This window comes from Thermosipho africanus Ob7 (assembly GCF_003351105.1).
Taxonomy (GTDB): Bacteria; Thermotogota; Thermotogae; order Thermotogales; family Fervidobacteriaceae; genus Thermosipho; species Thermosipho africanus.
Genome location: NZ_NKRG01000005.1, coordinates 108,236 through 133,120, shown reverse-complemented (window position 1 = coordinate 133,120; position 24,885 = coordinate 108,236). Strand labels below are relative to the sequence as shown.

The window sequence follows — 24,885 nt, the reverse complement described above, 5'->3', positions numbered from 1 at the left end:
GAAAGATAGTAGTAGAATATGTCAAACCTCTAATATGGTGGTAATTAAATTTTCAACAATTAATATTTTAAATGCTAATTGTTTTTACAAAGAAAAGAGAGGTTTTATTATGGGATAAACAAAAAAGAACTTAATGAATTTTTTGAAATTTTAATAGAGGAAATCAAAAATATTATAAATGAATTAAACCATGAATTTGAGCTTGAAAATAAATCTAATGACTTCAATAAAATAACTAAAATTGAAGAAAGAATAACAAAATTTATCTCAATTATTGAAAAATTACAGGAATTAAAAAAAGAATGTGATAATATGTTTAATAATATAGATTTAAAAAAAGAATGGAATAGAATTTTTATGGTTAAAAATTCAAAGATTACTTCTAGGAAGAAATTTGTAAAATTAGAAAAAGGTTTGAAAACACCTGAGAAAGAATTTAGAATTCCAATACTTGAAGCCTTAGTTGAATTAGGTGGAAGGGCAGAGGCAAAAGAAGTTCTCAAAATTGTTGAGCAGAAATTGAAAGGAAAACTTAATAAATATGATTATGAAAATATCCCTTCTAATCCACATAAAATACGTTGGAAAGATACTGCAAGTTGGTGTAGAAATACACTTGTTAATGAGGGACTTTTATCATCAAATTCACCAAAAGGTGTTTGGGAGATAACTGAAAAAGGAAGAAAATATTTAGAAGATTATAAAAAAAGAATAGAAAATAATGATGAAATTATATTGTTTGAAATAAAGAATAATAAAACAAGATATTGAATTTTTCTATTTTCTTAAAATTTTTACATAGACGGCTATAAGGTGATTGTAAAATTATTTTTTTATGATTCAATTCTTTTAAAAATTAGGAATAATTGTACATCTGCCTATAGATTAGACAGATAAGAAATAGAAAATATAGTTTTTCATAAGTGCAAGAAATCTAAAATAAAAAAGTCTTTAGGATTAAGAGGAAATAGCTAAAATTTAATTTTAAAGGGATGGTTTATACATGAAAAAATTAATAGATTTAATAATTGAAGTCTTAGAAAAAAGGAAAAGTACCAGATTTTATAATTCATATTCCAAATACGCAAAATAATTTTGTAGTAATAGAAATGAAATTAGCAAATAATATAAGAAATATTGAAAAGGATTTTCAAAAATTGAATGAATTTAAAAAATTGCATTATAAAAATCTTGTAGAAATTATAATTGGGTTGGAAAGCAGAGTTAGAAAATTAAGTGATTTTAATACTCTAATCTAAATATAGATATAATGAATGAAAGGAGTCTTTAGACTCCTTTTTATTTTTTGTTAGAATTCTAATATGCAATATAATAGTTATTATATTGCAGGACATACATTGTATTGTTTTACACAATTGTTACTTTTTGTTGCTACTGTGTTTCTCATTCTTATTTGATTTTAAAGAATTTAATAGTAACTTAATTTTTTGCCATTTCAATAAGATTCAGTACATAATACAATCGTCTCTGCATTGTCAGAGCAGGGATAGGAGAGTATATCATCAGAGATATTTCCATGTCTTTATCCGTTTAAGCGCATGATTGACAGGAATACTATCTATATGAAAATAAAAAAAGAGGAGTTTTTGCCAGGACCTCTTTTTCTTTCTATAATTATTATAAAAATATCTCTTCTTTCTCACGTGCCGTAAGAAGTCAAATAACTTTAATTCAAAGGGTTTTTACATTTGACTGATTTTCTTGATGAATAAGTGAATCTCATGATCTGTGGTTATCCGAGCCTTTCTAAATCAGATTTTATGATCTCCATTAAAGTACTTTCATCTAATTCAGATTTCATTTTATTACATCCATACAGCACAATTTGTCTATGTGTTCAAGATAGAAAGGCGATAAAATCTCAATTTTAGCCTGATCAACAGGTAGGGTTTTATACCTCCTCTCCATTTTCTATTCATTCTAGCTCCATTTTCTCTATTGTATTATATTTTCTTTTAAGGCAGATTGCTTGGATTTTGTTTAATTTCTGGATGATCGGGTTCACTATACTTCGTAATTTACCCGATTCATTTTTGCGGTTAAATATTAAGCAGTTGCGGGCAATGGTAGGCTATGTTACGTGTCGAAAAAATGGAAACCGAACGTAAGACGATAAATTGGGATAAACTTATGTTAAATATATTTGGTATAGGCAGGCTGGAGACGGTTATTGTTCAAATATTGATTAATATATTTACTAAGGTGTGATTGTTTGAAAGCGAAAGATTATCTACAAGAATTAAACTGTTTGGTGTCTATAGATTATGCCATGGAATATAATTCTGAGTTGTATCTTTAGTTATTATTCGATTAAAATGCAAAAATTCTTTGGGAGATGTTTGATGAAAGATTGTTTTATATCCTTATTCTCCTCGGTCCAATCAAAGCATCTATTCCTATCTCATCAGAAGCAAGATTCGAGACTACTTGTTTTAAGATAATTCTTGCACTAATTCTCCCTTTTTCAAAAGGGAAATGCAGAGCACATCAAAAGTTATTTTGATTATACATTAATTCATTAATAACAATATGGCGTTATTCATTATTTTTTCCTTAAATGTGGTATATAATATAAAGTGATAGAAATGACAGTTAGTGTCAATTAATAATCGGTAAGTTTGAAACGCCCCCGAACTAACGACTGCCGGGAGTGAAAACGCTCTCTTTGAAACGGGAAGCTCATCTTTTAAATGAAGGTTGGTTCACAGTTATAGGAGAAATTATGGTAGTATGTTCTTAGGATGGTTGGGTGTATGTAAAATGTTGTGTAAAGGATAACACTAAGATTATATTTCTTTCGGAAAATCCCTTGTATTGTCTAATCATTGTCGAACCAGATAATAGGTTTATTATACTTGGAGTAGTCATTGATATTAAGATTGAAAAAACCGAAAAGAATGATTAGGAAGGAGTGTAGGTATGAATATTTGGGAAGAAATAAAGGGGGTAAAGTTGATAAATAAAGATTTTCTTGAAACTTATATTCCAGAAAATAGTATTGATTTAATCGTAACTTCGCCCCCATATAATGTTGAAATCCCATATAACTTTCATAATGATAAAATCACTTATGAAGATTATCTTATTTGGACTGAGAAATGGTTAACAAAAGCTTACAAATTAGCAAAACCAGATGGCAGAATGTGTCTGAATATTCCTTTGGACAAAAATAAAGGTGGCAAACAAAGTGTTTATGCTGATATTGTCTATTTAGCCAAAAAAGTTGGTTGGAAATATCAGTCTACAATCATTTGGAATGAAGGAAATATTTCTAGAAGAACTGCATGGGGTAGTTGGCTTTCTGCTTCCGCTCCATACGTAATTGCTCCTGTTGAAACAATCGTAATTCTATATAAAAATGTTTGGAAAAAACAAAGAAAAGGTGAATCTGATATTTTAAAAAATGAATTTATAGAATGGACTAATGGGCTTTGGACTTTTTCTGGTGAAAGTAAAAAGAGAATTGGACATCCTGCTCCGTTTCCTCTTGAATTACCTAAACGTTGTATAAAGCTTTTCAGTTATGTTGGAGATGTTGTTCTGGATCCTTTCTTGGGAAGCGGCACGACTGTAATTGCTGCTTATAAACTAAAAAGAAAAGCTATTGGTGTAGAAATAGATAAAAAATATTTTGAATTAGCAATTGAAAGAGTATCAAAACAATGTTTTACACTGGAAGGGTTTTAATGAACACAAATGATGAATCCAAAATCTTAGAAGGAGGGGTTTTAATGAACACAAACGATGTATCCAAAATCTTAGAAAGTGAGAAAGAGAAATATGTTAGAGAAAAATCCGAAAAATATATTTCAGAAGGTCTTGACAAAAGTACTGCTGTAAATAAAGCTAATCAATCTTGGAGAGCTTATGTGGGCTCAAAAATTCAAGAATATATTTTTAATCAACTTAAATCAGCGTTAGAAAATCAAGGATTAAAAATAATTACTGACAAAGAACTTAAAAGCAAAAATTTACCGGAGGAACTTGAACAAGTAAAAAGACTATTGTCTATAGATTATGGAGATTATTTATTTTTGCCTGATGCTGATATTATAGTTTATAAAAAAATTCCAAAAGAAAGAGGTATTAAAAATATAAAAATTTTAGCAATAGTTTCTGTTAAAAATTCATTTAGAGAAAGAGGATTTGAAACAACATATTGGAAGAAAAAATTAAGCGAATCAAAAATTACTTCACATATTAAAGTATTTATTGCTACTCCTGACAAAGATAATGAAATTTCTTATAGATTATCAAAAAATAATAATCCAAGAAAAATGAGAATAATATTAGAGTATGAATTAGATGGAATTTATTTTTTAAAGGATAATTTTGAAAAAACTGACAAAACAAAGCATTTTGATGAAATCATAAATGATATTTTAAAGCTAGTCTCAAAATAAAATGAATTTGTAGGAAAAATTGTGAAGCATGGGATTTGAAAATGAAGAAATTATTCGGATGATTTATACGCTAATTATAGAATTGATCAGTATAAATAATGCGCAGAAAAGCTTACCAAACAATTAACACTCGAAAAAAGATTAGTAGTACAAGAGTTGGGTAAATTAAATTTGTCCAATATAGTTATTGTGTATGATATTCTTTATGATATTGCGTTCCCTTGTGTCTATTATTATAGTAATGTTTCACTAGATGAAATAAAAATGACAGTTTTTTTTGTATCTTGAATTTCAGGTTTATATGATTTTATGGTGATAACTGCATATTCACAATCTCCTGAGGATTGGTATAATGATTTAGTTTTGCAAGTAAAGAAAAAATTGAAGAAAAAACGACAATGAACATAGTGTGTTCATTTTAAACATACATTGTTAATTACGAGCATACTATGTTCAAAAATAACATGCTCTTTTCACAGAGAACATGGCACGGGATAAACACGTTTACAAAATAATATATAATGAAAAACGTTGTTTTAGTTTACAATCTCAAAGCCGGAAATAGCAAAACGTTTATTGCGTACATATTAAGTATCTACGTCAACTATAAAGATAAGCGCGTGTTGTCGGTTGATTTAGATCAGCAGTTGAACTTAAAAAATCCATGCTTCCCCAAGTATGCTGGAACTTACCTACAACTTTAATATTTCTATGTTGTTTCAGCCTCAATTGTTTGAAGATGATCCTAGTAAAATTATTGCCTATACTTCCATCCAGGATTTGATTTGGTTCCAGCTTCTTTTAAGTTTGCGAAATATGAGATTACTGCCTATATTATTATGAAACCAACCAAACGTTTAATTTTGTTTTTAGACAAGGTTAAAAATGATTATAAATATATCATCATTGACAACCTGCCAGCTTTTAAAATCTTCACCAGTAACAGTTTCCTTGCAATGGATTATGTTATCGTACCAATTATTATTTCAAAATTTTCCTTTATGGGATTGAACATATTACACAACATATTTACATCTGCTAAAAGTTTTAGCAAGTACATGAAATTCTTGCTATTTTTCCTAATTTTGAGGATATGCGCTATCCTGATCACCAGCATAATCTTGAATTTTTATACAAAGCCTATGGTTTGCTTATACCAAAAAAGATATTTGGCATTCGTAGTCTCTATCAAAAAATCATCGATAAAAAATTCGATTTATACAAGGCAATAAAAGAAGATAAGACTCACAAAGATTTAGAGGTTTTAAAGGAGATTGCTGGGAGCTGTTTTTCAGAGCAGAGAATAAAGAAAAACTTTCGGAAACATTAGGCGAAGGTGTGTTATGATGATGAGCTATGGCGAAGAAGATTAAAAAGAAAGATGAAAAGCCAGTCCAAAATGACGAAGACATTGCTAAGATAATTCGGTCAAAACAAGAATTTGAAATGAATATTACCAAAGAACTGTTCAGCGCCAAACTGAATTTAGATGATAGAGAAAAAAATAATGATCTCGAAGATCTAATCGCCGAGAGTGAACAGCACGGTGAAGAATATCAGAGTTATCTCGTACCCTTGAAAATCAACAAAAGTCCGAGAATAGTGGATTCACAGAGAATCTAGGGAGAGGGAAAGTGGGTTCACACAGAACCTACCTGGGTCCAGGGAGAACCTACCTCAATCCCTGGAGAATCTAGGTGAGTCTCACAGACCTAGTTTATTAGGTGAACAAAATGTTACCCAGAATGAACTGACAGAGCTGTTTGTAATTGTGAATCAATTGCAAGCGTTAGTGGCTGAAACAAAATATTTCGTCTTTATTTTTTAATTCTTTTTAGGTGATAAATATTATATTGTATGGCATAAAAAAACAAACAATCCCAAGAATATTATTTTTCTTTTTATGTAGATATATTTATTTAGAAGAGAAATTAATCTTCAAAAAGCTTTAACTGATCTTTTTGAATTTTATCTTTTTTAGATTTGAGCCTCTTTATTATCGAAACAAATACTTTTGAGTTTTCATCAACAATTAGATCATCAAAAATTTCAGATTCATCGGGATCAATAAAAATGAAATTACCATTAACATATTTAGGAACATTTATTAAATATTTCTGTCCATACCCCTTTTTGTTTTTTCTTGCAACTGGAACAATAGCATTAATTTGCATAAGAGCTTTTGCGGCAAGTTCAATTGTACCGTATTTAACTTGAAAAAAGTCTGCCAAGTCTCTAAACGAAACCCAGGGAGTAATCTTTCTTCCTACTGCCAATGACATACTGTACAGGTATAAATACAGTCTTCCTGCGTTGGCCGGCCTTACCTTTAATGCAAATTGTAATACTGGCATTGGAAAAATAACAAATCTCGATTTTACAACCATACACTCACCTCTCTTTTATTTTTGTTCAACAATATTATATATCATCCAAAAAAAATATCAAAATCAACAAACAACAAAACCCTATAACAAATAAAAACCACAATATTAAAAAAACAATTACAATTTCTCCTATCATATTTTCAAAAGTTTCATTATCGAATAAAAAGTCAAGATTTTGTGACAAATCAAAATAATTCCATTTTTTAATAAATTTATCACACTAATAAAAAATGTCATATAAATTTGGAAAAATTATTCAAACATGATATAATTATGATAACCTAATTAAGGGGGTATTAATATATTTTCAAATGAAACTCTTTCTATAGTATTAAGTGGTGCAGCTGGTCAAGGAATTCAAACAGTAGAAAAACTACTTACTAAAATTGCAAAAGAATCTGGATATTATGTTTTTGCAACAAAAGAATATATGTCAAGAGTTAGAGGAGGAAACAATTCTACTGAGATATTGATTTCTTCTAAACCTGTTATGGCATTTAGAAATAAAATTGATATTTTGGTAACTTTAAACAACAACTCTATAGATAGACTTAGGAATAGAATATCTAATAAAACATTTATATTGGGAGAAGAAGCCTATGTAAAAAATGAAATAAACAAATTACCGGTACCAATTTTACAATTAGCAAAAGATGTTGGAAATCCAATATATGCAAATTCAGTTTCTTCTGGTATTTTATCTGGTATTATTGATGCAGATTTAGAAATAGTAAAAAAATGTGTTTCAGACTGCTTTTCTACTAAAAATCCAGAAATAGTCAAAAAAAACATAACAGCAACTGTTAAAGGATATAATTTTGGAAAGTCTTTAAACTTAAGAGTTAACATAAAGAAAAATCCAAAAATTAAAAATCATTATTTAATAAATGGATCACAAGCTGTTTCAAAAGGTGCAATTGCCGGAGGGTGTAATTTTATTTCTTCATACCCTATGTCCCCTGCAACTGCGGTATTTACTGAACTTGCTAAGGCCTCAAAAGAATATAATATAATTGTTGATCAAGCCGAAGATGAAATTGCCGCTGCAAACATGGTAATAGGAGCGTGGTATGCTGGAGCAAGAGGTTTAGTCTCAACATCTGGTGGCGGTTTTGCTTTAATGACTGAAGCAATCAGTTTATCTGGAATGATCGAAACACCTATTGTTGTACATCTTGCTCAAAGACCTGGCCCAGCCACTGGCTTGCCAACAAGGACTGAACAAGGTGATTTAAATCTTGCCTTATATGCGGGACATGGTAGTTTCCCAAGAATTATTTTTGCCCCATCTGGTTTAGATGAAGCATATTATTTGACCGCACAAGCTTTTAATTATGCTGATGAATTTCAAGTACCTGTATTTGTTTTAACTGATCAATATTTACTTGATTCTATTTATAACGTTGAAAAATTTCCAAATGTTGAATTAACAAGGCATATCGTTAAAACAGACGAAAATTATAAAAGATATGAAATTACAGAGGATGGTATTTCTCCCCGCGGAATTCCAGGGTTTGGAACGGGTGTTGTAAGAGTTGATAGTGATGAACATGATGAGTATGGCCATATAACGGAAAGTTCAGAAGTACGAACCAAAATGGTCAATAAAAGAATGAAAAAACTTGATAAAATAATTGAAAAATCTATTGAACCTGTATTATATGGACATAAAGATTATGATTATTTATTTGTCTCTTGGGGCTCTACTTCTCTTATTCTAAAAGAAGCTCTGGAAAATTTAGAAAACAATAGAGTTGCACTACTTCATTTTCCACAAGTTTATCCATTACCAAAAAGTTCTAAAAAATATTTTAAAAAAGCAAAAAAATTGATTTTTGTTGAACAAAACATTACTGGACAATTTGCTGATTTAGTTAAACAAACATATGGAATTAATACTTCTAAAAGAATACTGAAATACGATGGATTTCCATTTTCTGTAGAGGAATTAACAGATAAAATTAAGGGGGAATTATAATGTTAAATGTTAAATTATACGATATACCTGATTCAGACATAGCATGGTGTCCAGGTTGTGGTAATTTTGGGATCTTAAATGAATTAAAATCAGCATTATCAGAATTAAATTTACAACCTAATCAGGTAGTTATTGTTTCTGGTATTGGACAAGCAGCAAAAATGCCACAGTATATTAATGTTAACATGTTTAACGGTCTTCATGGAAGAACTCTTCCGGTAGCAACTGGAATAAAATTAGTAAATCCTTCTTTAACTGTTATTGCTGAAAGCGGTGACGGATGTACATATGGTGAAGGAGGAAATCATTTTATACATACTATTAGAAAGAATCCTAATATAGTTAATTTAGTTCATGATAATATGATATATGGACTGACTAAAGGGCAAGCTTCTCCTACTACCCCTAAAGGTGTGGTAACGTCTTTGCAATTTGATGGAGTTTTTGTTGAGCCATTTAATCCAATTTCTGTTGCTATTGCATTAAATGCATCTTTTGTAGCTAGAACATTTATGGGATATAACGATCTTACAGTTGATCTAATAAAACAGGCTATTCAACATAGAGGATATGCATTAATAGACATACTTCAACCTTGTGTGACTTTTAATAAATTTAATACATATCAATGGTATAAAGAAAATACATACATTTTACCAGATGATTATGATCCCACTGATAAAAATGCTGCCTTTGAAATAGCAATGAATACTGAAAAACTAGCATTGGGTGTAATATACAAAAATTCGGAAAAGGCTGTATATGAAGATTTTCAACCAAAAATAAAATTATTTTGATTGACAATATAGGAGGAAAGATATGCACTTCTTAGCTGCAATCTTATCATCACTTTCGTCATCAGTAACTTCACTATTTGGGAAGTTATCATATGTTTTGGGTGCAACACCAACTCAAATTTTGTTTATTAGATTTTCAATCTCTTTTATTATATCGCTTATTATATTTTTGATTTTTAAGAAAAGTTTCAAAATAAAATATTTTTTGATCTTTGGTTTTTTGGGAGTTTTAAATTATGGTATAGCAGCTTATTTGTTTTTTTACGGGCTTAATTTTTTAAATCCCGCTTTTGCAACAGTGATATTTTTTACTAATCCAATTTTTGTTTTGATCTTTCAATGGGTTTTCCATAAATATAAAATAAATTTTCTCAGTATTATTTCTATATTCATTTCATTTATTGGAGTAGTTTTAGCTAACATAGGAGAAGCAAATCTTGTTAATGATAACACTATAATTATAGGCACTTTAATAGTTTTAGGATCTTCTAGTTTGAATGCTTTATTTATTACTATAACTGGTAGAAGAATTAAAAAAATTAATTCAGGTACAATAGAAAATGTTTTTTATACATTTTTTGGTACAGCCCTTTATTATTTATTTTTTTCTCTAATTACAAAAGAATTGTTTTCTATAAAGTATGAATATTTAAACTACGGTTTTATGTTAGCAATTTTTTCAACATTTGTTCCATTAACATTGAACTTCTTTGCTTTAAAAAAATTGGAATCACACTCTTTAGCAATTATAATGCCTCTTGAAATTGTTTTTGCTAGTTTATTATCTTATCTTATATTTGGTGAGATATTTAATATAATAAAGGTACTGGGATTTATTTTTGTAGGCATTGCCCCAGTAATTGAAAATATAAAGAAAATAAAGGATGGGGAAAATGCATAAAAAGATAAATATATTTAAAATGGCGAAATTACAAGCTTTATTATTTTTTCCATTAGGTATATTGTCAGGTTTTATTTATTCTATTGGTGGTTTAATTTATGATTTACTGAAAACTGGTTCAGTTAATATGGGAACATTCTTAGCATTTTTAGCTATTATTGGTATGCCGCTATTATTTTATGTAATAGGGTTTATATTTGGAATTATAGAAGCATTAATGTTTAATACTTTTTTAGTGAGATTTGTAGATAAAATATATCAACTAAAAGAGTAAAGAGGATTTTATATACAAGTATGATAATGGAACTCTAGGTGAAGATAATTGGGAATCAATTAATAAAATTGTGCTTTATTTTGCATACCATCTTAGAGAGGCAGAAAAAATTACTGATAGCAAAATTCAACCAGTAAAGATTATAAATACTAATTATACGTACAATTTTCCTTGCGGAAAAGTTGAAGTTGAAGGAACAAAGGTTTCAGGAATTTTAGGTATTACACCTGAAGAATTAAAAATGTCCAATAAAATGACAAAATAAAAATTTATGTTGAAGTAAATGCTAATGTATATGATATTTTACACACTGAAAAATAGAATTACTAAACGAATTAGATACTAATGACAATTTTGTCTACAAAAATGTATTTAAAATTGGTTTTTTAATAGAAATAGAATAAAATACTCATGGCGCAGATAAAAGGAGGTTCGTTTTGCGAACTACCTTTTATTTTCAAAAATAAGGCCTTTTCAAAATATAGAAATATATAAAAATATATAACCTAAAAGAAACACATCTTAAAATCGAAAATAAAAAGAGTATCTTTAAAACCTCATAAATAAACGATTTGAAGAAGTTTCTTTGTATAAGAATGGAGGATAAAATACATGAAATTGTACGTCTGTTAAAACTTCATTTTTCTAAAATTCTCCACGCAAAAAATTTTTTCGTTCATTTTCGGGAAATTTCTCAATAGCGTATCTAAGCATTGTACGGGGCATTACTTTGTAATATCTTTTCAAAAACTCTATTTCCAGATTTTTGTCTCTTTTTCCAATTTCTCTCAATGTCCATCCTACAGCTTTATGTATTAAATCATGTTTATGGTTAATTAAAATTTCAGCAATACTAATAGCATCTTTAAAATCGTTTTTTTTGATAAAATAATGAGTTGCTATAATTGCGATTCTCTGTCGCCACAAATTATTAGATTTTGCAAATTCGTACAAGATTTGTCTATCTTTATTATTTAAGTATTGACCTAAAATGTGTGGCGCCGAAGAATCAACAAGATCCCAATTGTTAATTTTATCAATGTTACGAAGGTATATATTAACAACCTTTTCAGAATCTTCTTTAAATTTATGTATAAGGATAAATACTGCAGTAAGACGATGCTCATGATATTCGGATTTCAAAAGTTTTTCAATTTCTTCAAAAGTAAGATTTCGGTATTTTTTTGCAATTTTTCTCAGATAAGGAACACGAATTCCAAGAAATTTGTCTCCTTCTCCATAACCACCAGGATATGCATGAAAAAATTTAGGTAAAAATTTTGATTTTTCCTCTTCAATGTAATTTTCCAGTTCTTTTTTTAAATATTCAATTCTTTCCATATTTTTACCCCTTTTCGTATGAAAATTTTTGTTTTTAATTATAAATAGATTATATCATGAGGAATCCTATAATTAAATAATTTTCATCTTCCTATGCCATTTTGAACTCAAATTGATAAGATTTTTTATGAAAAATGAGCAAATAAATAAATGCAATATAATGTTTCTTATATTGCATTTGTTTTTCTAGAAAAATTTTGTAATTGTAAAATCATTTTATGCCATAGTATAAACAAAAACGGGCTTTGGTATTATACCAAAGCCCTTTCATTATTACACATATTTTATCTTTTATGTAGTTATAATAAACAAACCGTGCAAAAGCACGGTTAGAAGAATCAGTATGCTTGTAAATATATAATTTTTGTTACAAGCGATGCATTTTGAAAAAGGCTAAATATAAAATTTAAATTTTTTCATTTTTACTTAAATATTTTTTCGTTTTCAAAGTTGTATTAGCCTTTTTAATAATCTCTATAGCTTCTTTTTTCAAAGATAAAACTTCTTCAAAAATCATATGAAGAATTGAAATCTGAGAAACAATCGGAGAAATTTTTGGCATACCACGTTCTAATCCGGCAGGAGGAATATAGATAGTTTTATCCACAACTTCAGTAATTTTCGATTCATACCCTCCTGTAATAGCAACAGTGAATGCTTTTGAATCTTTTGCAACTTTCATAGATTTAACTGTATCTCTAATATTTCCACTTGAGGAAATTCCAAAAACTACTGTTTGATTATCCATCCCTGCTGCACTTATAACTTGCATATGAGGATCGTTATAATAATTTGCAAAGAATCCTCCTCTTGTAAATAATAATGCTCCATATTCAGCTACTACACCACTAGAACCTACACCAAAAAAGAATATTTTATTTGATTCAATTACTTTTTTTGCAATTTGTGTTATTTCATTTTCATTTATAATCTTTGATAATTTATTCAATGATTCAATAACTTCTGAAATTACAGAATTAGTTTTAGTTTCTTCAAATGATATCGAAGAAAGTTCTTTTGCAAGTTCTATTTTTAATGCTTGAAACCCTTTATATCCAAGTTTTCGACTAATCCTGGAAATAGTTGCTTCTCCTACTTTTGCAAGTTCAGATAACTCACTTATCGAATGATGTATTACATCATCTGGATAGTTGATAATATATCTTGCAATTTTTCTTTCAGCAGGTTTTAATTGGTCATAAATAGCTTTTAATTTTTCAATAATTCCTAATTTAACATCTTCCATATCTTTTCTATTCACCTTCCTTATTAAATTCATACTTTATCATTTAAAATACCTTGAATAATTTTTTGTAAACTCTCCAAGCTATAAAATTTCTTACCAATTTCAAAATTTTCATTAACAGTTTTTTCATACGCTTCTTTATCAAACAAAATTTCAAACAATTCTTCAGCAGCCTTTATTTCAACTTCTTCATCAACATTAACCAAACCATCTTTTTTGAAATAACTATTTCCAAGACTAATATATTTTAGTCCAGACATTTTTATGTCAGATTCAAAAACTTTGTATTCAAATAAAACTATAGGTTTTTTTACCATAATTGCTTCTAGCAATTGATTTCCCCAACCTTCAAGAATAGATGGATATGTAATAGCATCTGCAATACTATACAAATCCCAAAAAGTCCATACTTTATTTTCAACATTAGGATATAGATCTACTGTACGAATACCATATTTAAATGCCAAATCTAATAATTTGTATTTATAATTTTCACTTTCACACATTCCAGAAAATGCTAAAATTATCTCTCCATTAAATATTTTCCCATTATATAATTTTTTACCAACATATTTTTTAGAAAGTTTTGACATCTGATTAACCAGCTCAATTGCTAATTCAATTGCTTTTCTTTCTGTTATTCTAGTAGCCTGAAGTAGAACAATCGAATTTTCAGATATATTATATGCATCTCTTATTTTTAAATTTACATCTTCATTTGTAAATAGAGGTTCATTGAAATCCATTACATTTGGTACAATTGTAGATTCAACATTCTTTTTCAAATATAGAGCATTCCTAGCAAGTGAATTTATCACAACATGCTTTATATTATCACCAAGTGGAGGACAATACATTTCTAAAAGTTCTTTAATCTTTTCATCTGTATAATTTAAAAAATATTTTCTTTCCCACCAAAAATCGTGGTGATGCCCTATGAATATTTTTTCTGGATGCTCTTTAGCAAATCTAAAGAGAGCAATCACTGATGGCAAAAAAGCTCCTAAAGACCAAATATTATTTGGAATAATTACATCATATTTTTTAAGAACGTGAAAAATGTCATTATACACTTTATCACTTTCTTCAAAAATTATATTCAATAATCCATTGATATCAAAATCTTCAAGTTTTTCAAAAGCATTTTTATTTATTAATCTATACTTTGGATTTTCAAAGCCAATTGATGGAACTACAACATCTACTCCTTCTTTATTATTCCCTGCTACTATATCAACTTCATGACCCATCCTTTTCAATACCTTTCTCCATTTTTCCATTTCAAGTGATACTCCGTCCATTAAACCAGCTCTATAGTGAACCAGTGCAACTTTCATCAAATTCCCTCCAATCTACTTTCTGTATCAACATCAAACAGCATCATTCTTTCATGGTCCAATGTTACCTTAATGATTTGATCAGCAGAATATTTTGGGAAAGCTGGTGCAACGATTTTTACAATTTGATCTCCCAATTCAACTGCAATAACTTGATGAGAACCTTGAGGTTCAACAACTAAAATTTTCTCCCTAAAAATAGCACTTTTTTCATCATCAGTTATAAGTAAATTTTCAGGACGTATTCCTACAATTATCTCGTCTTTATTGTATTTTTCAATTACGTGTTTAATTTTTTCTGGTACTTTAATATCAATATAGTTATTTTTCAAATGTATTTCTCCATTATTTCTAACTATATTCATTTTAAAGAAATTTGTAGGTGGTGTTCCAATAAAACCAGCGACAAATACATTCGCACTGTAAAAGTAAACATCATCTGGAGTTCCAACTTGTTCTATTTTACCATTTCTCATAACAACTATTCTATCTGCCATAGACATTGCTTCTGATTGATCATGTGTAACAAAAATGGTAGTAGCTCCTGTTCTATGATGTATTGCTTTTAACTCTGTTCTCATTTTAACTCTTAATTTCGCATCTAAATTTGAAAGTGGTTCATCCATTAAAAATATTTTTGGTTTTACTGCAAGAGCTCTAGCAAGTGCAACTCTTTGCCTTTGTCCACCGGATAATTGGGAAGGAAATCTTTTTAAAAGTTCTTCGATTTTTACCATCTCAGCAACTTCTTTAACAATTTTATCAATTTCATCCATAGGCATTTTTCTTAATCTTAATGGAAAGGCAATATTATCATATACTGTCATATGAGGCCAAACCGCATAGCTTTGAAAAACCATACTAACTTCTCTCTTTCTAGGCTCTAAATATGTTACGTCTTTTCCATCAATAATCACTTTTCCTTCAGTAACTTCTTCAAGCCCTGCAATCATTCTTAAAGTAGTTGTCTTTCCACATCCAGATGGCCCTAGAAAAACTATGAATTCTCCATTATTTACTTTAAGATTTACATTTTTTGCTCCCCAAACATTCTTTCCATATCTTTTTGAAAGATTTATAAGCTCAAGTGTAGCCATGTATCATCTCTCCTTTTTATAATTGTTTTTATACTTTTACTCCGCCCCACATTTGCAAAATGTACCTTCTAATAATCAGGGTAAAAATAACAGCAGGAAGTGCAAGTGAAACACCTCCAGCAGCAGTCAAATTTATTAATCCTTTTGCACCTACAAGTGTTTGATAGACAACAACTGGGAAGGTAGGATTAAACTGAGTTAAAACAATTGCTTGTGCAGTCTCAGACCAACTACCTATGAAGGCATACATTGCACTTGCTGCCAATCCAGGAAGTGCCAGAGGTAATGTAACTTTAAAAAATGCTCCCCATCTTGTGGTCCCAAATATCATAGCAGCTTCTTCTAACTCTTTAGAAATTCCCATAAAAATACTTGCTGTTATCCATATTGTCATTCCAATTTGCCCAACAGAATAAACTAATGAAAGACCAATAGGTTTATCATAAAATCCCATATTTATGAGAATTATAACCATTGGCATTGCAATTGAAATTCCTGGAAACATTCTTACAAATAGAACACTCAATTTCAGCAAATTCTTCCCTTTAAAATTATACCTTGCAAATGCATAACCTGCCATTCCACCAATAGTTAAGGAAATAAGAACAGTTAAAATTGCTACTTGAATACTTCTAAATAGGGCAGGAAGAGCATCACTTGTTACTCTGAAAAAATTAACATAATTATCAAATAAATGCTTAGAAACTGAAAATTTTACAGAGCCTATTTCATCAAGTCTTTCATTCAACTCTTTTATTTGTTTTTCATATTCTCTCTTTTCATTTTCAAATTCAATAATTTTCTCATTAATTATTGAAATCAAATTATTCATATTAGCTTTTTTTGCCTTTTCTAATTGAGTTTTATATCTTACTAGGTTAACCGTTACTGTATTTAATTTAGACTCTAAACTTGCAATTTTATTTCTTAAATTACTTATTTCTTCACTGTTTTTACTTATCAACTCATTTAACTTTTTAACCTGAATATCAAATATTTCTTTCTTTATAGTTGAATTTGTTTTATTCCTTACAAATTTTTGCAATTCTTCAAAATCATTTGTTTTAATTAGTGTAGAATATTTTTTCTTTGCAGAACTATAAACGCTGATCAAAAATTTTCCGTCAACTATTTCAAGTTTATAATTATTAAAAAAAGAAGGTACTAATTGAGTAGGCCAATCGTAAGCTTCCTGGTCCGACATTAGTGAAATTACTACTAAAAAGTATATCGGTGTTAATATTACAAGAATAATTCCAGCAACAACAAGATAAAAAAGTGTTTGTTTTAAAATTTTATTTACTCTCATATCATTGCTCCTCCCTTTCAAAGGCGCCAGAGACTTTCAAATAAATTATTGAAACAACAGAAACAATTGCAGCAACAATAACAGAGTAGGCAAGAGCAACTCTATAGAAACCTAATAATTGTTCCTCATAAAATACCACTTCTTCTAGTAACACAGGAATTCTTCTATAGCCATAAATCATTACTATTATTAACCACACTTGAATTGCGGATATTATTCTTAAAATTAAAGCAGTTTGAATACTTGGTTTAAGCATAGGCAAAGTTATTTTTCTTAAAACTGAAAATCTTGAACCACCAAAAATGTATCCTGCTTCTATTGCTTCTTTAGAAAGACCTTGAAGTCCAGCAAGAAGAATAACCATCATAAAAGGAATAACTTGCCACGCGTCAATAAGAATTATCAACATTAACGATTGAAAATCATTCCCAGCTAAAAAAGCAATTTTACCATCCGCAGAAATCAATCCTAAATGGTATAACAAACTGTTAACCCATCCATATGTGGCAAAACCACTTGACCACATTGCACCTACTGCAACAGCAGGAAGTGCCATAGGGATTAGTGCTATAGACAATAAAACTTGGGCACCTTTAAATTTTTTGTTAATTATCAATGCAAGCCCAAGAGCAACAACAAATTCAAGAGTTACCGATATGACTACAAAAATAGAAGTATTAATAACTGCTTTTTTGAAGTACTCATCTCTAAAAATTGTCAAGTAATTATTAATTGTAAAGACATTATTGTCGTCAAAAAAACTATAGTAAATTGCAGAAACAACTGGCCTTAACCAAAAAATTATATAGTAGATTAACGTTGGGGCAATAAGAAAATATGGAATCCATTTTTTTGAAAAAGTCTTTGTCAAAATTTATCACCTCTCATTTAAATAAGGGGGCATGCAGCCCCCAAAAATTTATTTTTATTTTCTTTGTGCATCAATTTGAAGTTGATAAAGTTCAAGCATATCAACATCCAATTTCCCTTCTTCAAGAATCATCTTTTTAAAAAGTTCATCATAGACAAGTTTTACTTGTCCCCAATCTTTCCAAATTGGTGCAATGTAAGAAAGAACTCCCTGATTCATAACTTTAATAGCATTTTTAATAACTTCATCTTGTTCATCATTTCCTAAATACTTGATTGCTTCATCAACTGGAGGGATAAATCCACCTGTTCCTTTATGAGATTTAACCATGATATCAGGTCTTGTCATATATTCTAAGAACTTTAAAGCGAGATCAAAATGTTTTGTACCATTGACAATTGCAAGACCACTTGTTCAGCAATTGAACCAATACCTGCAGGTCCTTTTGGAGCAGGGCAATAATAAATTGAGTTGGATTGCTCTTATAAACTTCACCAACACGAGCACAATGTGCAACAGTCATCCAAGTTTCTTCTCTTTTCATTGGAGGTCTTGTATCATCGTATGTTTTTACTGCAGGTGAAAATGCATCTTTCATTTTATAAATCAAATACCATGCAGCAACTGCTCCAGGATTATCTAAATTTGGCCAATGACCACCATATGATAAAGAAATTGCACCTATTTGGTAAATGAGTGATTTCATAGGAACACCAGTTACAGCAAATTTACCTTCTCCCTCACCTTGAGCAACTAAATTTGCCCATTCAGCTAACTGCTCCCAGGTAAGATTCTGAACATCAACGTCAGCTGGCTTATATTGCAACGCTTTTTTATTAATGAGCGTAAGATATACATCAGCTCCAACAGGGAGGAAATATCTTTTACCATTAAAAACAGTCATGGAATCAAAACCTTTAGAAAAGTGCCTATCGGTCCATTTGCTAACATAAGGTGAAAGGTCTACTACTAAACCATTTTCAACCCACTCTGGCATTTTAGTGGCATAAGCAATAATAACATCAGTAGTAATTTTTCCTGTTTCCTTTTGTACTTTTACTTGTTTTAACATTGTTTCATCATCCATTGTTTGGAAAACAACTTTAACGTTATACATTTCCTCAAATGGCTTGATAATCTCATTTAAAATAAATTCTTTTTCTGTTGGAGGAGTCCAAAGCCTTGAACTAACAACCAACGTTTCAACACTAAAAGCCATAATAACTGTAATTACTAATAACAAAACAAATAATCTTTTCATAACCCCACCTCCTCATGGAATAAGTTAGAATTATACAATTACTTTGAAAACAAATTTTATTGTCAAATATGTTAAAATAATTACAAGATTCTTTATAATCATCTAGTATTTTTTCAAAATATTGATAGATAGTTTTTCTAATAAAGTTATGGTCAACTTCAACTCGATAATACCATATTTAAATTTTGTAAAAAAATATTATTTATTTCAATTTTATGGAAATAATCTCCATTATATTCTAAAATTTGAAAAAAACTTTCTTTTATGGAGGTGTATTATGAAACTAAATTTTAATAAATATATCGAAAAGTTAAAAGAATTAAAGGAAAACTCATTGGTTAATTTACTAAAAGAATGGAATCCAAAAAATGAACTTTTTCTTAAGGTAGATGAAAAAGGTAACTATAAGGATTTCAAGGGAGATACAATTATTTTTTTCTTGGAAGAAGAAGAAGAAGATAAAAAAAAGGTTTTAAATATTCAAAAAAAATTATATTCTAAATTAGGCAATTATTTAGCACCCCCTTTATCAGAAAAATATTTTCATATGACATTACATGATCTTTGCAATTATAATATAACTAAAGAAATTGAAAATTGTATAATGAACAATAAAGAGAAGGCAAGAAAAATACTAGAAGAAATAAAATCAAGTAAAAAAATCAAGATGAAATCTTTAGGTCTCTACAATGGTGGCTCAGCCATTGGAATAATGTTTTCTCCAACAAATGAAGAGGAATTAAATCTACTATTAAATACTAGAAAAAAATTTGATACTTTGATCAAACAAAATGACTTTTACATTCCACATGTAACATTAGGATATTATTTGCCAATTGATTATAATGATAAAATTAGAAGAAAAATATACAACACATTAGTTCAAATTAATGCCGATCTTGAAATAGCGATAAATTTTAAAAACTTAGAGTATGTTATTTTTGAAAATATGGATATGTATAAAAAATAACATAAAAAAAATTCTCCCCCTTTGATATATAAAAAGGGGGAGTAAATTTGTTTTATTTTATAATGTAACCTATTAAATAACCATTTTTAAAAACTTTATTTTCCTTTATTGTATAATTTTCATTTTTTTGAAAAACTAAGTATCCTATTTTAAATACATTATCTAATTTTTTCATTCCATGTGGAGAAAATTTTATTATTTCATATGTTAACTCTTCGCCTGCCGAGTGTTTATTCATATGGTTTCCATTTTTCCATCTTTTTGAATATGTTACATCGTATATTTTTCCTTCAACTGCTACATATGCTTTCATACCATTTTTACCATTGTACATACTTAAATCTCTGTAAGGAATAATTAAAAGACCTACTTGATAAATATTATCCCAAGTTGTAAAGTCTGAATATTTTTTCTCTTTTATAAAATATGTTACTTCCTTATCTTCCAAATTAAAACCTATTTTTTCTTTCCAAGTTTTTGAATTAGTTACATCGTATACTATTCCTTCATATGAAATTAAAAATTTTTTACTATTGAATTTCTTTAAATCTTCAATAGTAAAACCTAATATTCCAATAGGCTTGTATTTTTCAACTATAGCTTTTCCATGTGGTGAAATAGAATATATTTCATAAGTGTATTCCTTCCCTGCTTTAAATCGTCCATTTGCATGCACACCGCCCACCCAAGCTTTTACATCGCTTAAATCGTATACTAATCCATTTACTGAAACCCAAGAAATTCCATTTTCACCATCATTCTTAGTAAGACTCTCATATGATATAACAAACATATTTTCATTATTTAACATATCTTCCAATGATAAAGAAAAGCCTAAAAACACAATAAAAATTAAGAATACACTAAATAACCTTTTCATAACTACCCCTCCTTCAAAAATTAAAATAGCCAAGGATTTAATAAGTGAATTAATAAAAATGCAACCAATAATACACCTAAGCTTCTATGAAAGTAAATCCACTTACGTTTTAAAAATTTCAATTTTCCTAATAAATAAAATAAGAACATCAAAATAATCATCCACCATAATAAACTACCTGTATGAAAATAAAAATTATATCCTAATGCTAAAAAACCATGTATAAAACCACTTATTACCAAAAAAATACCTGTTATTTTGTGATATTTTTTTAAAAATCTTATTAAAAATGTTAATTTGCCATTTTTTAGTTTTTGATTTAAAAGCCTTAGAGGAAATGAACTAAAGTTAAATACTAATAGTGATACATTGAACCAGCCTAGAAATTCAACCATTATAATCTCTCTCCTTTAGAATAATTCTATCCTTGGATGAAAATCTTCATATACATCTCTTGAATCATTTTTGTAAATTAGACCAAGTGCTAATTTACTAGTATCCATAGCAATCTCAAAAGCTTTTTTTCTATCAGTTGGGTCATAATCTTCTGGAAGAATATATGTATTTTCTTTGTACCATTGATATGTATTATATTTATTAAAAGTAACACACGGTTGTAAAATATCTATCAAAGCATATCCCTTATGGTTAATTGCTTTTTTAATTAATTCTACAGTTAATTCTGTATAACCCATAAACGTTCTGGCAACAAATGATGCATTCAAAGCAACTGCAACAGCAATCGGATTAAATGGATCAATATAAACTCCATCAAATTGTAATGTCGTTTTTACGCCTTTTGGAGTTGTTGGTGAAGCTTGACCTTTTGTTAATCCATATATCATATTGTCATGAACTATATTAACGATATTAGGATTCTTCCTTATTGTATGAATAAAATGATTACCTCCTTCTCCATATGTACATCCATCACCACTTTCGGCAATTACAACTAGGGAAGGATTTGTCAATTTTATTCCAGTTGCAACTGGTAGAGTTCTACCATGTAAACCATTAAACATATTCACATTAACGTACTGAGGCATCTTTGCTGCTTGACCAATACCTGAAACAATAACAACTTGATTAGGCTTTAAGTTTAATTCAGAAAGTGCAGTTTTTAATTCATTAAGTATTCCAAAGTTACCACAGCCTGGACACCAAGCAATATCAGCATCAGGAATATCATATAATTTTACGTTCAACATTATAACGCCTCCCCAATCTTTTCTTTCAACTCTTCTACAGAGAATGGAAATCCATCGTATTTCAAAATCCTATTCGACGTGTCAATACCAAATTCCATTCTAACTAAATCTGCAAATTGCCCAGTAGCATTTTGTTCAACAAAAATAACTTTCTTAGCCTTTTTCAAATAATCTTCAACCTTTCTTGCAAGAGGATAAACCTGAGGAAAATGTAACATAGCAATTTTTTCATTATTTAATTCTTCTATCGCTTCTTTTAAAATTTGAGAAGTTGAACCCCAAGAAACAAAAAGATATTCATAATCTTTATTCCCACACAATACTGGTGAAATAAAATCTTTTAAAATTTCATTTAACTTTTTCATTCTTTTATTTACCATATCTACTCTAACTTTTGGACTTTCAGTTATATGTCCGTATTCATCGTGTTCATCACTATCAACTCTAACTACACCTTCTCCATATCCAGGAATTCCTCTAGGAGAAATTCCATTCTCAGTAAGTTCATATCTTTTATAATCTTTTGTAGTTTCAACAATGTATCTATGAACTTCAACACTTGGCAACTTTTCAACGTTATAATATGTATCCAAAAAATATTGATCTGTTAAAATAAATACTGGAACTTGAAATTTGTCTGCAAAGTTAAAAGCTTGAGCAGACAAGTAAAAAGCTTCTTCTAGAGTTGAAGGGGCAAGAATTATTCTTGGAAATGTACCATGGCCTGCATATAGGACTAAATTCAAATCACCTTGTTCTGTCCTTGTAGGAAGCCCAGTAGCCGGGCCTGGCCTTTGACCTAAATGAACAACTATCGGTGTTTCAATCATTCCAGATAAGCTGATTGCTTCTTCCATTAACGCAAAACCACCACCAGAAGTAGAAACAAGTGCACGTGCACCAGCATACCAAGCCCCTATAACCATATTTGCAGCAGCAATCTCATCTTCAGCCTGATCCACAATTATTTTTTTATCTTTAGACATTTTTGCAAGTTCAGTAAATACAGCAGTAGCAGGAGACATTGGATAAGATGATATAAAATTACAGCCACCAGCAACCGCTCCATTAGCAACTGCTTTTGAACCATTAAATAACATATGCTTCTTAACATCATTGTTTTTTTCAATTTCAAAATTAATATTCAAATCTTTACCAATTTCAAAGCCCTTTAAAATTGAATTTAGGTTACTTTGAATAACATTTTCTCCTTTTTCTGAAAAATATTGTTTTACTGTATTTTTAACAACTTCCATATCAGCATTAATTATTCCAGACAATATTCCTGCAGCAACAGAATTTGCATAAATAATACTTCCAAACTCCTTGGAAATATCAATTAAAGGCACAAAGATAGCATTTTTTTCACCTTTTATGAATTTTTCTTCTCCTATAATTATTGTTTCATCGTCTATTCTATCACGCAATCTTTCAATAGCATTTGAATTTAAAACAACTAATAGGTCAATCTTTCTTCTAAATGCCCTAACAGGCTTTGAAGAAATAACAATTTCAGTAGAATTATTTCCACCTCTTACTCTTGACATATATTCTTTTGTTGCAAATACATAGTAGCCAGAGTTTTTGGCAATATTTGTAAATAAATTTTCAACAGTTTGCACTCCTTGACCAGCAGCTCCGCTAAGTACTATTGAAAAAATTTCTTTCATATAATCACCCCTTTTAATTAGTTCTAACTAATTATACCATATTGATAATAATTCTCAAAATTAACATTAATTTAAAACTTTTTATATAATAAAAATTTTATCGATTTATATTAAACACTTAAAAAAAAAACGGGCTTAAATAAGCCCGTTTTTTAAATACATTATATAATCAAAAATTTTTTTCTAATAGCTTTGATATAGATTTATCACTAAAAATTTTTCTTACTAATAGATAGGAAAGTTTATTGGAAAATCCTGGAATATAAAGTGGTTTGTTTTTTGAATAAGCTTTTAATGCTCCTTCGACAACTTTCTTTGCACTCATTGTTTTATCTGAATTCTGCATATTAGCTCTTTCAAAAAATCTAGTTTTTGTCTTTCCAGGTGCTAAACACATAACATGAACATTGTGTTTTTTTAGCTCAGCCCAGAGTGCATACGATAAACTATAAACATAGGCTTTTGTCGCACCATATACTGCAAAGTGTGGAATAGGAAAGAATCCTGCAACTGAACCAACGTTTATTATTCCACCTTTTCCTTTTTCAATAAACTTTTTTGAAAAATGATAACTTAAAATCGTTAATGCTTTAATGTTTACAGATATCATATTTTCATATATTTCTTTATTACCATTAACAAATTCTCCGTACCAACCGAATCCTGCATTGTTAATTAGATGATCAATAGGATAATTATCTAATTTTTTAATAAGATCTTCCATATCGTTTGATAAATCAAAAGACAATGTCTCAACCCTAATATTTTTATTAACACTTTCTATTTTTCTTTTCACACTTTCTAGTCTCTGCTCACTTCTTCCCACTAAAACCAAATTCAAATCCATTTCAGCAAGTTGATATGCAAATTCCTCACCAATTCCTGAAGAACCGCCTGTTATTAAAACCCATTCACCTTTTTGAAATTTTGGCAT

The 24,885-nt window shown here is 29.1% G+C and carries 26 protein-coding genes and 1 pseudogene; 13 read left to right on the top strand and 14 right to left on the bottom strand.

Translation table 11 applies throughout. From position 1 onward, the window contains the following. Positions 1–78: 78 nt before the first annotated feature. The 7 genes and pseudogenes from OB7_RS06630 (at position 79) to OB7_RS06605 (ending at position 6,047) form a co-directional block, all read left to right on the top strand. Positions 79–771 (top strand): winged helix-turn-helix domain-containing protein, encoded by a 693-nt coding sequence (locus tag OB7_RS06630; RefSeq protein ID WP_012580535.1) that lies wholly within the window; start codon positions 79–81, stop codon positions 769–771. Between the two features lie 338 nt (positions 772–1,109). Next, positions 1,110–1,259 carry a hypothetical protein gene (locus OB7_RS09835; RefSeq protein WP_012580534.1) on the top strand — a complete coding sequence of 50 codons (150 nt, stop codon included), beginning with the start codon at positions 1,110–1,112 and terminating at the stop codon, positions 1,257–1,259. Between the two features lie 1,681 nt (positions 1,260–2,940). Then, positions 2,941–3,708 carry a DNA-methyltransferase gene (locus tag OB7_RS06625; protein ID WP_114702824.1) on the top strand — a complete coding sequence of 256 codons (768 nt, stop codon included), beginning with the start codon at positions 2,941–2,943 and terminating at the stop codon, positions 3,706–3,708. Between the two features lie 44 nt (positions 3,709–3,752). Next, on the top strand, positions 3,753–4,424 hold the full coding sequence (locus tag OB7_RS06620) for a BsaWI family type II restriction enzyme (protein ID WP_114702850.1): 672 nt from the start codon (positions 3,753–3,755) through the stop codon (positions 4,422–4,424). A 521-nt stretch (positions 4,425–4,945) separates the two neighbouring features. Next, a pseudogene (locus OB7_RS10220) lies at positions 4,946–5,452 on the top strand (ParA family protein); the annotation flags it as partial. A gap of 65 nt (positions 5,453–5,517) precedes the next feature. Continuing rightward, entirely contained in the window at positions 5,518–5,754 is a 237-nt protein-coding gene (locus OB7_RS10045) for a hypothetical protein (RefSeq protein ID WP_249031044.1), read from the top strand. Between the two features lie 26 nt (positions 5,755–5,780). Beyond that, complete coding sequence (locus OB7_RS06605) at positions 5,781–6,047, top strand: hypothetical protein (RefSeq protein WP_114702821.1); 267 nt, start codon at positions 5,781–5,783, stop codon at positions 6,045–6,047. A gap of 308 nt (positions 6,048–6,355) precedes the next feature. On the opposite strand, the gene OB7_RS06600 is transcribed toward OB7_RS06605, so the two are convergent. Next, complete coding sequence (locus OB7_RS06600; RefSeq protein WP_114702820.1) at positions 6,356–6,811, bottom strand: hypothetical protein; 456 nt, start codon at positions 6,809–6,811, stop codon at positions 6,356–6,358. A gap of 301 nt (positions 6,812–7,112) precedes the next feature. Here OB7_RS06600 and OB7_RS06595 point away from each other — a divergent pair, with 301 nt between their 5' ends. The 5 genes from OB7_RS06595 (at position 7,113) to OB7_RS06575 (ending at position 11,026) form a co-directional block, all read left to right on the top strand. After that, positions 7,113–8,789: a 2-oxoacid:acceptor oxidoreductase subunit alpha gene (locus OB7_RS06595; protein ID WP_211305597.1), complete on the top strand. Its 1,677-nt coding sequence runs from the start codon at positions 7,113–7,115 to the stop codon at positions 8,787–8,789. After that, positions 8,789–9,586, top strand: coding sequence for a thiamine pyrophosphate-dependent enzyme (locus OB7_RS06590; RefSeq protein WP_114702818.1), 798 nt, complete (start codon positions 8,789–8,791; stop codon positions 9,584–9,586). The genes OB7_RS06595 and OB7_RS06590 overlap by 1 nt, the downstream gene beginning before the upstream one ends. Before the next feature lie 22 nt (positions 9,587–9,608). Continuing rightward, positions 9,609–10,487 (top strand): DMT family transporter, encoded by an 879-nt coding sequence (locus OB7_RS06585; RefSeq protein ID WP_114702817.1) that lies wholly within the window; start codon positions 9,609–9,611, stop codon positions 10,485–10,487. Then, entirely contained in the window at positions 10,480–10,761 is a 282-nt protein-coding gene (locus OB7_RS06580; protein WP_114702816.1) for a hypothetical protein, read from the top strand. The genes OB7_RS06585 and OB7_RS06580 overlap by 8 nt, the downstream gene beginning before the upstream one ends. Positions 10,762–10,831: 70 nt before the next feature. After that, positions 10,832–11,026 (top strand): hypothetical protein, encoded by a 195-nt coding sequence (locus OB7_RS06575; protein ID WP_114702815.1) that lies wholly within the window; start codon positions 10,832–10,834, stop codon positions 11,024–11,026. Positions 11,027–11,406: 380 nt separating this feature from the next. Here OB7_RS06575 and OB7_RS06570 read toward each other — a convergent pair whose 3' ends face one another. The 8 genes from OB7_RS06570 to OB7_RS06540 form a co-directional block, all read right to left on the bottom strand. After that, on the bottom strand, positions 11,407–12,102 hold the full coding sequence (locus OB7_RS06570; RefSeq protein ID WP_114702814.1) for a DNA alkylation repair protein: 696 nt from the start codon (positions 12,100–12,102) through the stop codon (positions 11,407–11,409). A 406-nt stretch (positions 12,103–12,508) separates the two neighbouring features. After that, positions 12,509–13,348, bottom strand: a complete 840-nt coding sequence (locus tag OB7_RS06565; protein ID WP_249031043.1) for a MurR/RpiR family transcriptional regulator — start codon at positions 13,346–13,348, stop codon at positions 12,509–12,511. Positions 13,349–13,377: 29 nt separating this feature from the next. Next, positions 13,378–14,685, bottom strand: a complete 1,308-nt coding sequence (mggS, locus tag OB7_RS06560) for a mannosylglucosylglycerate synthase (protein WP_114702812.1) — start codon at positions 14,683–14,685, stop codon at positions 13,378–13,380. Then, positions 14,685–15,782 (bottom strand): ABC transporter ATP-binding protein, encoded by a 1,098-nt coding sequence (locus OB7_RS06555; RefSeq protein ID WP_004103061.1) that lies wholly within the window; start codon positions 15,780–15,782, stop codon positions 14,685–14,687. The genes mggS and OB7_RS06555 overlap by 1 nt, the downstream gene beginning before the upstream one ends. Before the next feature lie 28 nt (positions 15,783–15,810). Then, entirely contained in the window at positions 15,811–17,091 is a 1,281-nt protein-coding gene (locus OB7_RS06550; protein ID WP_004103060.1) for a carbohydrate ABC transporter permease, read from the bottom strand. Between the two features lies 1 nt (position 17,092). Further along, the gene (locus tag OB7_RS06545) at positions 17,093–17,962 is read right to left on the bottom strand and encodes a carbohydrate ABC transporter permease (RefSeq protein WP_114702811.1); all 870 of its coding nucleotides are present in this window, start codon (positions 17,960–17,962) and stop codon (positions 17,093–17,095) included. A gap of 54 nt (positions 17,963–18,016) precedes the next feature. Next, positions 18,017–18,310 carry a hypothetical protein gene (locus OB7_RS10040; RefSeq protein WP_249031042.1) on the bottom strand — a complete coding sequence of 98 codons (294 nt, stop codon included), beginning with the start codon at positions 18,308–18,310 and terminating at the stop codon, positions 18,017–18,019. A gap of 25 nt (positions 18,311–18,335) precedes the next feature. Next, entirely contained in the window at positions 18,336–19,223 is an 888-nt protein-coding gene (locus OB7_RS06540; protein WP_249031041.1) for an ABC transporter substrate-binding protein, read from the bottom strand. Between the two features lie 277 nt (positions 19,224–19,500). On the opposite strand from OB7_RS06540, the gene OB7_RS06535 reads away from it, so the two are divergent. Next, positions 19,501–20,193 carry a hypothetical protein gene (locus OB7_RS06535; RefSeq protein ID WP_114702810.1) on the top strand — a complete coding sequence of 231 codons (693 nt, stop codon included), beginning with the start codon at positions 19,501–19,503 and terminating at the stop codon, positions 20,191–20,193. A 52-nt stretch (positions 20,194–20,245) separates the two neighbouring features. Here OB7_RS06535 and OB7_RS06530 read toward each other — a convergent pair whose 3' ends face one another. The 5 genes from OB7_RS06530 to OB7_RS06510 all read right to left on the bottom strand — a co-directional run bounded on the left by OB7_RS06530 (position 20,246) and on the right by OB7_RS06510 (position 24,885). Continuing rightward, a complete protein-coding gene (locus OB7_RS06530; RefSeq protein ID WP_114702809.1) occupies positions 20,246–21,073 on the bottom strand; it encodes a cytochrome b5 domain-containing protein in 828 nt (275 codons plus the stop codon). A 20-nt stretch (positions 21,074–21,093) separates the two neighbouring features. Next, complete coding sequence (locus tag OB7_RS06525) at positions 21,094–21,468, bottom strand: hypothetical protein (RefSeq protein ID WP_114702808.1); 375 nt, start codon at positions 21,466–21,468, stop codon at positions 21,094–21,096. A 15-nt stretch (positions 21,469–21,483) separates the two neighbouring features. After that, positions 21,484–22,281 (bottom strand): thiamine pyrophosphate-dependent enzyme, encoded by a 798-nt coding sequence (locus OB7_RS06520; RefSeq protein WP_114702807.1) that lies wholly within the window; start codon positions 22,279–22,281, stop codon positions 21,484–21,486. Further along, complete coding sequence (locus tag OB7_RS06515) at positions 22,281–23,951, bottom strand: 2-oxoacid:acceptor oxidoreductase subunit alpha (RefSeq protein WP_114702806.1); 1,671 nt, start codon at positions 23,949–23,951, stop codon at positions 22,281–22,283. Before OB7_RS06515 ends, OB7_RS06520 begins: the two co-directional genes overlap by 1 nt. Positions 23,952–24,120: 169 nt before the next feature. Further along, positions 24,121–24,885: an SDR family NAD(P)-dependent oxidoreductase gene (locus OB7_RS06510; protein WP_114702805.1), complete on the bottom strand. Its 765-nt coding sequence runs from the start codon at positions 24,883–24,885 to the stop codon at positions 24,121–24,123.